The organism is Fervidobacterium changbaicum (assembly GCF_004117075.1).
Taxonomy (GTDB): Bacteria; Thermotogota; Thermotogae; order Thermotogales; family Fervidobacteriaceae; genus Fervidobacterium; species Fervidobacterium islandicum.
The window spans coordinates 1,911,303-1,923,545 of the sequence record NZ_CP026721.1; the positions used below are offsets into that span (position 1 = coordinate 1,911,303).

A 12,243-nucleotide genomic window follows, 5' to 3' on the forward strand; every position below is an offset into this window, starting at 1 on the left:
CTGTGGTGGTAAAATCTTGGTGGAGTGCTGAACTGAGAAAACTTTTGAAAGGGAGTGATTACATGCAAGGAAGTGCTCAAAGAGAAATAGACACCGTGGTCTTCGATTTGGGGAGAGTGCTCATACACTGGGACCCATATGGGTATATGGTTGAGAAGTTTGGCGAGGATGTAGCAAAACGGTTGATGGAAAGGGTTTTCAATGTCCCGGAATGGAATTTGATGGATAAGGGTGAGATTTCTGAAGCACAGCTTTGGAGGATCATGGAGGAAAGGTATCCTGAAGATGCTCAGTACATCAGGCACATGAAAAATGCAGTGTTGAGCTTGCTAAAACCGATTGAAGAGAATGTGAGCCTGTTGCCTTCTTTGAAAGTGCACGGATACAGGTTGTGCGTGCTTTCGAATTTCAGTTATAAATCTTTTGAATACGTGTATAACACGTTTGAGTTTTTCAAATACTTCGACTGCATGGTGATTTCAAGCCATGTGAAGAAGATTAAGCCAAACGAGGACATCTTCTACGAGCTGATGGAACGATGCGGTGTGAAACCCTCGACTTCATTGTTCATCGATGATAGGGCGGATAACATTGAAACAGCCATCAGGCTCGGGTTCAATGTGATTCATTTGACGGAATATGGTAAGCTCAAGGAAAAACTGGAAGAGGTTTTGAAGATGGAACTTTACTGAAATGCTGAAAATCTTACGATAGTGTTGGGGGGATGGGCATGGGGAATGCGAGACATCGTATATCGGCTGAACACAGGATTTATGCGTTTTGCTCAGATGTTAAGCCTGCTTTGTTTGTAGAGAGCGGTGATGAGGTAGAGTTCGAAACACTGGATTGTTTTTCCAACCAGATTAGAAGCTGCGAAGATAAGCTGGAAAATTTGAATTGGTCTGAAGTTAATCCGGCAACGGGACCTGTTTTTGTCAATGGCTCAATGCCTGGGGATGTCTTGGAAATTGAAATAATCGACATTGAAGTGGCTGAAAGAGGGGTAATGGTCACTGGCAAGGGCTTGGGCCCACTAGGAGAGAGGTTTGAAGAGTATTTCACTAAGATTGTGGAAATAAAAGATGGAAAGGCGATTTTTAACGGATTAAAGTTACCCATAGAACCTATGATCGGCGTCATTGGTGTTGCACCAAAAGAGGGCTGTGTCAACTGCGGAACGCCGGGATACCACGGTGGTAACCTCGACACAAAGTACATTAAGAAAGGTGCGAAAGTGCTGTTGCCTGTTTCTGTCGAAGGTGCGCTGCTTGCACTTGGAGATTTGCACGCACTGATGGGTGATGGGGAAATCTGCGGGACTGGCATTGAAGTGCCCGGAAAGGTAGTTGCTAAGGTGAGAGTGAGAAAGGGTTTAAAGTTGAAAAATCCAATGGTGATTTGTGAAGAAGGTGTGTTTGCACTCGCATCAGCTCAGAGTTTGGACGAGGCGGTCAAGTGTGCAGTGGAAAATATGGCGGAGGTTATAACAAGCTATTCTGAGATCCCGCTAGAAGAACTCGTGATGCTGATGAGCATCGTTGGAGATACTCAAATTTCACAAATCGTTGATCCACTTGTGACAGCAAGGTTCAGAATGCCAGTGAATGTGCTTAGACAGTTGGGGATTGATGTTTTTTAGATCTGCTTGGTTAGGAATATCAAAACGTGTGTTAAATGATTTCGAGGAGGGGTTCTATGATTTCACCAAGCGCTAAGATTGGTAAAAACGTAATGTTCGGTGAGAATGTTGTGATTGAGGGGAACGTTGTGATAGGTGATAATGTTGTTATCGGGCACAACGTAGTGATACGAAAAGATACTGTAATCGGTGAAGGGAGCGTTATTGGGGATAATACCGTTCTGGGGAAAAAACCGTTCAAGGCATCGGCATCGGCAACCACCGATGAGAAAGAACTTGAGCCTCTTGTAATTGGTAAATACGTTACCATCGGTGCTGGGTGTGTGGTGTACAGAGGAGCTGTGTTGCACGATTTCGTATTCGTCGGGGATTTGGCGAGCATTAGGGAAGATGTAGAGATTGGGGAGTATACGATAATCGGTAGAGGGGTGGCTGTTGAGAATAAGACGAAGATAGGCAAGTATGTGAAGATAGAGACGAATGCGTACATAACTGCGATTTCGACGATAGAAGATTACTGTTTCGTCGCACCGAACGTGACTTTCACAAATGATAACTTCTTGGGAAGAACGGAAGAAAGAAAGAAGTACTTCAAAGGACCTACACTGAAGAAAGGTGCAAGGATTGGTGCGAATTCGACAATACTGCCGGGTGTAGTCATAGCTGAAGATACTCTGGTTGCCGCTGGTTCTGTTGTGACTAAAGACACGATGCCAAGGAAAATATACCTCGGCGTGCCAGCAAAGGAATTCAAAGATGTCCCATCTGAGCAATTGTTGGAGAATCAGGTGTATTACAAAGGGTGAGCTGATTGACAGCTTCGTATATCTCGGCTTTCAAGAATGGTATACTTGAGAGTAGGGCAAAAGAACTCATGAGCCATCTTGAAGAGTGTGATTTGTGTCCTCATATGTGCAAGGTGAATAGATTTGAGGGCAAACTGGGGTTTTGCAGAGCGAGTGCGGATGTTGAAATTGCAAGTTTTGGTCCTCACTTTGGGGAAGAGTCCGTGCTCGTTGGTAGGAACGGTTCTGGGACCATCTTCTTCACGCACTGCAATATGCGGTGTGTGTTTTGCCAAAACTACCACATAAGCCAGCTTGGAGAGGGAAGAAGGGTTAGCGTTGAAGAACTTGCAGAAATTATGTTAACACTTCAAAAAATGGGTTGCCACAACATCAACCTCGTCACTCCTACGCATTACATCCCGCAGATTGTGTCTGCTTTGGTGATTGCTGCTGAGAATGGATTGAATATCCCTTTGGTCTACAACTGCGGTGGGTATGAAAGGAGAGAGATTATAGCCCTGCTTGATGGTATAGTGGATATATACATGCCCGATTTTAAGTACGGTGATAATGAGAGAGCAAAGTGCTATTCTATGGTTGTAAATTACGCAAAACATGCCAAAGAATCGCTTATCGAAATGCAAAGGCAGGTTGGAGATTTGGTTGTCGATGAGCGTGGGATAGCCATGAGAGGTTTGATAATCAGGCATTTGGTGATGCCCAACAACGTCGCAGAAAGCAAAAAGGTGCTGGAGTTCGTAGCAAAGGAAGTATCACCAAAAGCGTATTTGAATATCATGGCTCAGTATTATCCAACGTTCAAAGCACACATATATCCAGAAATCGCAAGGAGAATAACTTACAAAGAATACGAAGAAGTCCTTGAGATTGCCAAGTCGATAAGTTCTGAGTTTAGGTTCGCTGATTAGTTGGTTCGTTAGTTTGTGCATCTGTCGAGCCTGTCCGAAATTTGTCGAGCTTGTCGACGGTGTCGAGCGAAACAAGTTTAGTGTATGGTATAATTGAGCTGGGAGAACTTGGAAATGGATTTTCTAAGAATTGGGGTGAAATAGTGCGAGAGAACGTTTCTGTTCTTATTCCACTTTTGGTTGATAGACCTTTGGATGAGACAGGCTCCATTTGGTTGGTGAACAGGGAAAGGGAGATCGGGTACCTCAGCAACGTTGCATTGCACTTTCCTTTTGGTGTGTTCGGGGTAGCTGGCGAGACTGGTATTGGGAAGACAACAGTGCTCAACTTTGTGAAACCGAAAGGTGTCTACGCTGAGATGGTCAACATTTCGCTCAGGGATACGATGGAAAGTATACTGTACGATTTGCTCTATTCGTTGGCTTCGAAGTTGGAGAATGACGACGACGTCAGCGATGTTGCAAGGGAGTGCAAAGAATGGATTACAAAAGAAGTATCCACATTGAAGGGATTTTCACTCGCAATTACGTTGCTTGGAACTGCTGAAGCAAAGTTCGAAAAAGCGAAAGCCCCACGCTTTAATTTTTTCGGTGCACGTGAACGGCTCGGGATGCTTCTGGAGAAAACTATCAAAGCGAAAGGTAAGTTCTTGCTGATAATCGATGAATTGGACAAGGAAAGAAAGGAAGACGTACTGAAGGTCATTGATGCCCTGAAAAATCAGATGCTTCTTGATAACTTGGTGGTCATATTCTCTTTGCCGTTTGCTATATACAGAGAGTACCTAACCGATAGGATGCGTTGGAACGAAGCGGGCAATTTGGAGAATGTTTTTAAAGATATTGTCTTCTTGGAGCCCCTAAAGGCTTTGGATATCAAAGAAATGGTCGCTAAGAGGTTGAAAGAGCATTTGGACCTTCTTGAACCAGAGGTGTTAGATGTCGTTGCCGACTTTACGGATGGAAATCCAAGGGACGGGTTGTGGATATTGTCCAAAAGTATCTACGATAACATTGGCGAATCTAAACTTAAGAAAGAGCACGTGGTGAGAACGATAAATAGGTTCGTTAAAGAATATGTTTCAATTGCAGGCTTAACGGAGAACCAGAGGAGAGCAATTAGTTTATTGAAAGATTATTTCGGCCCCAGAGATGGAATACTGGAAATACTCCAAAAGAGCGGTTTTAAACGAACAACCGCATATTCTGTTCTTGATCAGCTGATTGAGAAGAGATTTTTAATAATCCGCGAAGGTAATTACAGGATCTCTGGAAAATTCAAGTTCGTTGACTTCTGAATGCTGTCGAGCCTGTCCGAAATTTGTCGAGCTTGTCGACGGTGTCGAGCGGGTGAGAGGTAATATCGGCTTTGAAAGGGGATAGTTGTTATGAAAAGAACTTCAATCCTCACATTGATTGTTCTATCGCTACTTTGCACCATGGCCTTTGCCAAGGTGTACCAGGTCTATTCAGCTGATGATGTTGAGAGAGCAATCGTCAGTGATATTCACAGCTATGAACAAAAGACAGTTCTAAAAGCAAATGGGACAAACAACGCGACGATGCTTAAGTTGGTGGGGACGATTATTGAAATTATCCCTGAGCAGTTGTTTATACAAAGATGGAGCGCTGATTCAATCGAGCAGGCAGGAAGTGTTGAAACAACGATAACGTACGTGTATTTAGAATCCGAGGCAGAGCGCAAGGCGGTTGATGAGTTCATATCAAAGAATTTGCCTTCGATTCTTAAGAATGCACGTACGGATTTAGAAAAGGTCTACGCGCTTAACGAATGGATAAAGTCATACATTCAGTACGATGAGTCTTATTCACACAAGAATGCTTATTCGACTTTGAAAGACAGAAAAGGTGTATGCCAAGGGTATGCGCTCTTGTTTTATAGACTTGCGAAAGCAGCAGGGATAGATGTACTGCTTGTCAGTGGTGAGGCAAAGTCTCCATACGAATCAGCAGAAAAACTTGTCCCACATGCGTGGAACATTGTTAAGATAGAGGGAAACTGGTACTACATTGATACAACATGGAACGACAGTTTAGGCATGAACACTTATTTTCTCTTCGGTAAAAATCAAGCAAGGTATTCGCACTATGCAAAGACGAAAATTCCAGTTACCGTATCGACTAAAGGTTTTGCAGAAAAGTTGTATGAAGAAATACTCAGTGGAAGTAAACAGTCAGCGGGCCTTTTTAACTCGCTGTACGGTAATTTGGCAGATAAATACGATGATTTGGTCGCTTATTTGACAAAGGGACTAAGAGATAGAAGCGATGTTGTTTTTGTCGGACATACTAATTTTGTTTCAAAGTATTTGTCAAAAGCAGTTGAAGAAGCGCTGTACAACGCGAATGTGAAAAGCGTAAGCTACGACTATTCGCATTTTTATCTTTTCACGTATGGCGATAAGGATTTCTACGTATGGCAGGTTAGGTTTAAGTGACCTTACCAGCCCATCCCGAGCGTTCACATTGGGATGGCGTTTCTCACAGGTACGTCGATATCGTCTCTAACCAGGTATTGAGAGCCCTTCTTTTTCTTGTTCTCACCACCTATCTCCAAACTAATATCATCGAATAGAAAATCTCCTTTCGGTTCATCTTTTTGTACTAACAACCTTCCTCTGTCTTTGAGAGCAAAAACAACAAACGCCTCGCGAAAGTTTCCTATCTCCCCGTCCAACACACTGTAGAGCGTGGGATCGGAAAAGAATAGCTTTCCGCCTTTAGGATACGGCCTTTCGATAAGTGATTTTTGAACTATATTTACCAATCCCACTTCTTTCAATGCGTTGAGCAGTTCAAGGAGTTTCTCCTTGCCAATTCCACAATCTCTACACATGGCCTCTACGTTTATCGTGAGAATTTTCGAGTAAGTCAAATGGCTAACGATGGCTTTCGTGACTGCGAGGTGATTTACGCTCAGCGAATTGACAGACATCAAAGTGGGTTGGATAATTACAAACCTGCGCGAAAGTTAGGCCCTACTTTTATGCAGCGCTATCGAGCCACTGCCGTTAATCCAAATTTTTTTGTTTGGAAAGGAATCGTATAGTGATTTGATTTGTAGTCCCCCATCTTTGAGGAAATGTACTTCATCGACTATGAGTCCGTTGTATGATAAAAGGACAAGTTGGGCTAATTCTAAGAAAGGCTCGGCATTTATTAAAAGATCATCAGCTGAGACATAGAACATCTCCTCGCTTCCCGCTTTGGAAAGAAGGAAAGTCGTTTTCCCGCTTCCCCTCGGTCCGCACAGTAAAATTCCCCTACTCGTCTACCTCTCTTTTAGCTTCTCAAAGTACAGTCTCTGCTTTTCTGGTAAGAAAGAAATAGCCCTCTTTGTTCTTAATTCAAGTAATTCAAGAGCCCTATCGACCGTCATTCCGCACACATCCCTCTTCTAATATATTCTGTTACAGAACGATTATGAAACAGAAACGTTCTAATACAGAACGAAAAATAAGTCTTTTTTAAAAAATCGTTCTATTATAGAACGATTTATGGCTGAGATCGTTCTCACCCAGAACGATTTGACAGGTTATTGGGTGGAAATGTTGTGTAATTGTTCGAACTAGGGCTTGCTTATTTAAAGAAACTGAACATTAACTTCTGCATATGGTAGAATATTTATGATTCGTTGTTGTTCCAGATTTGAAGTTGTTGTGGTTTCTAATTTAAACTAAACTGTACAGACAATTGTTAATATGTAACCATCTGTCCGGTTTCTGGTATTTGGCACGAAACAGGACAGAAAAGAAAAGATGCAAAATTTAGTGTTAATAATATTGTTCGAGCGCTATCGAGAAATGGAACTTGGAAAAGCAGGACAATTTTTCGAGGTGAGAATATGAATAATATTTTAATCACAAAAGAGTGGTTGTATATAATCATAAGGTAAAATCCAAATTCGATAATGCGGGAGCATGAATATATGGCACATTCAGATAGGAATACAAACATTTTCGGTTTTTCAGTAGCGGGTGTTAATTTCAAAGTTGAAAGGAGCAGGCGAAGAAAGAGAACGGTTCAGCTGCATTTTGAAGATGAAAACACGATTGTCTTAATCGCTCCGTGGCATTTTGATAAAGAGAGAGCACTGGAGTTTGCGATAAGAAATATCGATAAAATTCGCTTGCTTCTTGATAAACACCGCTCACGAAAACTGGAGAATGGGAAAGATGCGATTTTGTATTTTGGGAAACCTTTTAAAGTCGTGTTCAGCAGCGAAATTGTCGTTCCCATACTTTTCGACACCGAGCATTTTGTCGTTAATGAAAGATACGCCAAAGATATCGATATTTTGGCAAAGCACTGGCTCCGAAAACGGGCAGAAGAGTACCTTCCAAAAAGGTTGAAGGAAATTTCCAATGTCATGGGGATAAGCTACAAGAAGGTGCAGATAAGGGATGTTAAAACGCGGTGGGGAAGCTGCTCGTCTAAGGGGACGATTTCTTTGAACTGGAGGTTGATAATGGCGCCGGCTGAAGTGATAGACTACGTTTTGATCCACGAGCTTGCGCATATTGTTCATCCAAACCACAGTAAAGCGTTCTGGAGCTTTTTAGCAAGTTGTTTTCCTCAATATAAAACCTGTCGCATGTGGTTAAAAGATAATGGATGGACCTTACTCACGAGATACTGAGCAAGAATTTCAATACCCCTTGCGTTCCTTCCTATGGTACACACCCTCTAACCGTCACCCATTATTTTATTTGAGACAGCCATCACAGATTTTATTAGAAAATTTCAGATTTTGAAAGAAACTTAAAGATTTCATTAGTTAACTGTGGCTTATTCTGAAATAAGAAATTTTTGCGTATTTTGAAGAAAATTACAAATATGTTATAAGAAAATTGATTACACTCTGGAAATAATTAATTACTCCAATGAACTGACGTAACCAATTGGTTGTGACATAGAACATTACATGATCGAGTCAAACTATAGTCCGTGAGAATTTTGTTTAGTATACTACAGTTTGGGAAAGGAGTGGGGTGGATGAAGAGGAGGCTTCTGGGTATTTTACTGATAGTGTTAGCGGTTGTGGGATTTTCAGCGTTGCCTGCGGGAATTGAGAGAAGTGAAACATTCATAGCCAACGCACTTACTGGAAGAGCTGCTAACCCGACAAATTTCAACGTTTGGGCAACTTGGGTGTGGCAAGACAGGGGTATTCAGAACTTACTCTTAGAACCTTTGTGGTGTGTTGAGTACGCAACTGGGAAAATTATCAACGCTCTCGCATCTGGAGACCCGGTTTATAGTAAAGATTTAACTGAAGTAACGTTTAAACTGCGCAAGGGTGTATATTGGAGCGATGGAGTTCCATTCACAGCTGACGATGTTATTTATACAGTTGAGGTGGTAAAAAACACACCTGGAATGAATTATTACGATCAGATGCAACAGGTTGTTCAGATGACAAAGATTGATGATTACACTGTGAAATTCAAGTTAAAGGAACCGAATGGAAGATTTCATACTTACTGGCTTGATAGATGGGGTGCACTAAGACCTCTCCCAAAACATGTTTTTGAAAAGGTGAAGAATCCACTAACTTTCAACTTTTATCCTCCGGTTGGTACCGGTCCTTATGTACTTAAGGATGTTGATCCGGGTGGATACTGGACTTTGTGGGAAAGGAGAAGTGATTGGAACAGAACTCCAACAGGAATGCTTTTTGGTATGCCACAACCTAAATACGTCCTATTCATAGCAAGCGGAACCGCAGAACAACAAATTATTTCTATGGTTCAACATGAGTTAGATGCAGCAGACCTTACGATCGAAGCAATGAAAGTAGTCTTGTCCCGCGATAGTTTCTCTAGAGCTTGGAGAAAGGAATTTCCGTGGACAGTGAATATCGATCCTGCTATTACTGGTTTGGGATTCAATACAATGGTGGCACCATTCAACAATAAAGATGTACGCTGGGCTCTTACTTTGGCTATCGATATTGTGGAGTACGCTATAAATGCTTTTGACGGTGCTGTGACACTTAGTCCTATTCATCTTCCTCTGACTAAAGCATACTATGACTGGTATTATCTAAGGATGGATTCGTGGCTGCGGAATTTTGAGCTCGATCTTGGTGGTGGTAAGAAATTCAAACCCTACGATCCAAATGCAGGACTACGATTGGCGGAATATGCGAAGAAGAGAGGTTATAAAATCCCAGAAGATAATGCGGAGATTCGAAGAATTTTCGGACCTGGCTGGTGGAAGTACGCACCTGATATAGCTGAGCAACTCTTGACAAAGAACGGATTCAAGAGGGACAAAAACGGCAAGTGGCTCCTACCTGATGGAAAACCTTGGAAGATAACGATTATAACAAACACTAACCCAGCTCATCCATCTTACAGAAACGCTTTTGCAGCATCTCAGGCTTGGAAGAAATTTGGTATCGATGTTACAGTAATGACAACAGATGCTCTGGCTACTTTGGGACAAAAAGGTCAGTTCGAAGTTACAACTGATTGGCCTGCTGCAGAGCCTTGGGGTGGACATCCAGATTTGTTCAGAGTTCTGGAACCGTTCCTCTCTGATTATAAAGCCAATATAGGAGAAAATGCACCTTGGGGAAATTACATGAGATGGTCCAATGAGAAAATGGATGATGTAATAAGAAAGCTTAGGGTAACTCCGTGGAATGATTCAACAAACTTGATAAACATAGGCATAGAAGGTCTAAAGCTATTGGTAAGTGAGATGCCGGGGATCCCTACTTTCAACTATCCAGGTGTTATTGTTTGGAATGAGTATTACTGGACCAATTTCCCGGGTGCTGAAAATATGTATGCGCAACCTTACCATCACTGGCCAAACTTCAAATATATGCTGCCATTCCTGAAACCAACTGGTCGAAAATAGCAAGAGGTGAGTACTTCGTTGTTTAGGGAGGGAACCCTTCCCTCCCTAATTTTTAAGTCGGCTATACTTTAAACCTGAAAAATAGAAATTCACGTCCCCAGGAGAAGGGAGGCCCAAGTCTTGAAGTTTGTAAAAAATTATTTAATCCCACGACTGATAACCTATTTTCTTGTTATTTTCGTTGGTATTACAATGGTTTTCTTCATACCAAGATTTTTGCCAACTGATCCTGTTCAACAGTTTATTGCTCGATTTACAACACAAGGTGTTTATATGGATCCCAAGTCTGTTGAGAATATGATTTCTACTTTGAAACAGCTGTATGGACTTGAAGGAAGTTTATGGGAACAGTATAGAGATTTTCTTGTAAGATTCTCAAAATTGGACTTTGGACCCTCTTATTATCAATTTCCAACACCAGTTAAGACGCTTATAGCTCAGTCACTTCCTTGGACCGTTGGGTTATTGCTGTCTACAACCCTTTTGTCATGGGTAATAGGAAGTATTTTAGGAGGATTTGCTGGATATTATCCCGACAAAAAGTGGGTCAAGATAGTGGATTTGATTGCGATGGTGATTAGGCCTATGCCTTACTATATATTGGCGCTTTCCTTACTCATCCTTTTTGGTTTTATATTTCCTATATTTCCTGTTAGAGGTGGGTTTTCAATAGGAGGTAAGATTCGGTTTGATTTGTACAGTATAGTAACAATACTTAAGCACGCATTTTTACCCGCATTGTCGTTGTTATTAATAGGAACGTTCGTCTGGTTTCAGGGTATGAAATTAATCGTTCAAACGGTCAAGTCAGAAGATTATGTCAGGTACGCAAAATATGCAGGAGTTCCTGAGAAAAAAATTGTATATCAATACGTGATTAGAAATGCAATGTTACCTCAAATAACAGGATTGGCGCTCTCGCTAGGTCAAATTTTCAGCGGAGCTCTTATAACTGAGATGACTTTCTCCTATCCGGGAATGGGAACTCTTCTTTATAACGCCGTATTTACAGGAGATTATAACTTGTTGATGGGTATAACGAGTATTTCTATAATCGTCATTACAACAAGTGTTTTCTTAATAGATTTGTTATACCCATTACTAGATCCCCGTGTTAAATACAAGTGAGGTGGATTTATGAAAGTGTTCAGAGAACTTCTTAAGGACAACAGGTTTAAGATTGCGTTTGTAATAGTGCTTCTGCTGTGTGTCCTCTCATTCTTGACTGCATTTTCACCCTACGATCCTTCCCAATGGAATGTGGTTGAGAGAAGTTCACCACCACGCTGGCCACACATCCTTGGTACAACTTCAATGGGTCAAGATGTCTTTTGGGTGCTTACTTATGCAGTGAGAAATTCTTTACTTACCTCACTGATTGCAGGAATCGTTTCGAGGATTATAGCATTATTGGTTGGTATTCTCGCAGGTTTTAAGGGTGGTTTGATCGACAGAATTTTGATGTTTTTGACTGATTCTTTCTTGGTTATACCGCTTTTTGTGATTATAGTGCTTTTCGCAATGATAGCAAAAGCAAGAATGGATATTATAAATCTTGGGATATTGTTGGGTGCCTTTGGATGGGCGTGGGATGCACGCGTCGTGCGTTCGCAAGTCCTTAGTTTAAGAGAGCAGGATTTTACTTATACCTCAATTCTCTCAGGCTCAAACACAAGGTCGATAATTTTCAAAGATTACATTCCGTTCTTAATACCCTTAGTGTTTTCTACTTTAATCGGGAACATGTCTTGGGCTATTGGTATGGAAATCACGTTGTCTATACTCGGGGTATTCAATTTGGAAATACCAACGCTAGGTACAATGCTCCAGTGGTCAATTTCAAGTCAGGCGTTATTTTTAGGTTACTGGTGGTGGGTCCTTACGCCTGTTGTATTCTCGATTCTCATTTTCGTCGCACTTTACCTAATGTCAGTAAGTATCAGTGAGTACTTAGATCCACGGATGCGTTTGCAAAGAGTTGGAAAAGCTTGAGGTG

12 protein-coding genes are annotated in these 12,243 nt (G+C 41.6%); 10 read left to right on the forward strand and 2 right to left on the reverse strand.

Going from position 1 to position 12,243, the window contains the following annotated elements:
- The first annotated feature begins 62 nt into the window (after positions 1 to 62).
- The 6 genes from CBS1_RS08690 to CBS1_RS08715 all read left to right on the forward strand — a co-directional run bounded on the left by CBS1_RS08690 (position 63) and on the right by CBS1_RS08715 (position 5,815).
- Complete coding sequence (locus tag CBS1_RS08690; protein ID WP_033191453.1) at positions 63 to 692, forward strand: HAD family hydrolase; 630 nt, start codon at positions 63 to 65, stop codon at positions 690 to 692.
- A gap of 38 nt (positions 693 to 730) precedes the next feature.
- Positions 731 to 1,639 (forward strand): acetamidase/formamidase family protein, encoded by a 909-nt coding sequence (locus CBS1_RS08695; protein WP_090223003.1) that lies wholly within the window; start codon positions 731 to 733, stop codon positions 1,637 to 1,639.
- Positions 1,640 to 1,695: 56 nt separating this feature from the next.
- Positions 1,696 to 2,445: an acyltransferase gene (locus CBS1_RS08700; protein ID WP_033191451.1), complete on the forward strand. Its 750-nt coding sequence runs from the start codon at positions 1,696 to 1,698 to the stop codon at positions 2,443 to 2,445.
- A gap of 5 nt (positions 2,446 to 2,450) precedes the next feature.
- A complete protein-coding gene (locus CBS1_RS08705) occupies positions 2,451 to 3,356 on the forward strand; it encodes a radical SAM protein (protein ID WP_241685513.1) in 906 nt (301 codons plus the stop codon).
- Positions 3,357 to 3,415: 59 nt separating this feature from the next.
- Positions 3,416 to 4,654: an ATPase gene (locus CBS1_RS08710; RefSeq protein ID WP_236938419.1), complete on the forward strand. Its 1,239-nt coding sequence runs from the start codon at positions 3,416 to 3,418 to the stop codon at positions 4,652 to 4,654.
- Between the two features lie 90 nt (positions 4,655 to 4,744).
- Positions 4,745 to 5,815 carry a transglutaminase domain-containing protein gene (locus CBS1_RS08715; protein ID WP_090223005.1) on the forward strand — a complete coding sequence of 357 codons (1,071 nt, stop codon included), beginning with the start codon at positions 4,745 to 4,747 and terminating at the stop codon, positions 5,813 to 5,815.
- Between the two features lie 23 nt (positions 5,816 to 5,838).
- On the opposite strand, the gene CBS1_RS10715 is transcribed toward CBS1_RS08715, so the two are convergent.
- Together CBS1_RS10715 and CBS1_RS10720 are read right to left on the reverse strand one after the other, a co-directional pair.
- Positions 5,839 to 6,213 (reverse strand): hypothetical protein, encoded by a 375-nt coding sequence (locus tag CBS1_RS10715; protein WP_241685514.1) that lies wholly within the window; start codon positions 6,211 to 6,213, stop codon positions 5,839 to 5,841.
- Between the two features lie 135 nt (positions 6,214 to 6,348).
- Positions 6,349 to 6,636: an ATP-binding protein gene (locus CBS1_RS10720; RefSeq protein ID WP_338323360.1), complete on the reverse strand. Its 288-nt coding sequence runs from the start codon at positions 6,634 to 6,636 to the stop codon at positions 6,349 to 6,351.
- A 669-nt stretch (positions 6,637 to 7,305) separates the two neighbouring features.
- Between CBS1_RS10720 and CBS1_RS08725 the strand changes: the two genes are divergently transcribed.
- From CBS1_RS08725 to CBS1_RS08740, 4 genes are all read left to right on the forward strand, one after another.
- On the forward strand, positions 7,306 to 8,016 hold the full coding sequence (locus CBS1_RS08725) for a M48 family metallopeptidase (protein WP_164969265.1): 711 nt from the start codon (positions 7,306 to 7,308) through the stop codon (positions 8,014 to 8,016).
- A 356-nt stretch (positions 8,017 to 8,372) separates the two neighbouring features.
- Positions 8,373 to 10,247 carry an ABC transporter substrate-binding protein gene (locus CBS1_RS08730; RefSeq protein ID WP_090223008.1) on the forward strand — a complete coding sequence of 625 codons (1,875 nt, stop codon included), beginning with the start codon at positions 8,373 to 8,375 and terminating at the stop codon, positions 10,245 to 10,247.
- A 120-nt stretch (positions 10,248 to 10,367) separates the two neighbouring features.
- Positions 10,368 to 11,375 (forward strand): ABC transporter permease, encoded by a 1,008-nt coding sequence (locus CBS1_RS08735; protein WP_090223009.1) that lies wholly within the window; start codon positions 10,368 to 10,370, stop codon positions 11,373 to 11,375.
- Positions 11,376 to 11,384: 9 nt separating this feature from the next.
- On the forward strand, positions 11,385 to 12,239 hold the full coding sequence (locus CBS1_RS08740; RefSeq protein ID WP_090223010.1) for an ABC transporter permease: 855 nt from the start codon (positions 11,385 to 11,387) through the stop codon (positions 12,237 to 12,239).
- The last annotated feature ends 4 nt before the right edge of the window (positions 12,240 to 12,243 follow it).

Bases quoted from the DNA above. Each gene is read 5' to 3' on its own strand.
- CBS1_RS08690 (WP_033191453.1), top strand. From the start codon at position 63: ATGCAAGGAAGTGCTCAAAGAGAAATAGACACCGTGGTCTTCGATTTG.
- CBS1_RS08695 (WP_090223003.1), top strand. From the start codon at position 731: ATGGGGAATGCGAGACATCGTATATCGGCTGAACACAGGATTTATGCG.
- CBS1_RS08700 (WP_033191451.1), top strand. From the start codon at position 1,696: ATGATTTCACCAAGCGCTAAGATTGGTAAAAACGTAATGTTCGGTGAG.
- CBS1_RS08715 (WP_090223005.1), top strand. From the start codon at position 4,745: ATGAAAAGAACTTCAATCCTCACATTGATTGTTCTATCGCTACTTTGC.
- CBS1_RS10715 (WP_241685514.1), bottom strand. From the start codon at position 6,213: ATGTGTAGAGATTGTGGAATTGGCAAGGAGAAACTCCTTGAACTGCTC.
- CBS1_RS08725 (WP_164969265.1), top strand. From the start codon at position 7,306: ATGGCACATTCAGATAGGAATACAAACATTTTCGGTTTTTCAGTAGCG.
- CBS1_RS08730 (WP_090223008.1), top strand. From the start codon at position 8,373: ATGAAGAGGAGGCTTCTGGGTATTTTACTGATAGTGTTAGCGGTTGTG.
- CBS1_RS08740 (WP_090223010.1), top strand. From the start codon at position 11,385: ATGAAAGTGTTCAGAGAACTTCTTAAGGACAACAGGTTTAAGATTGCG.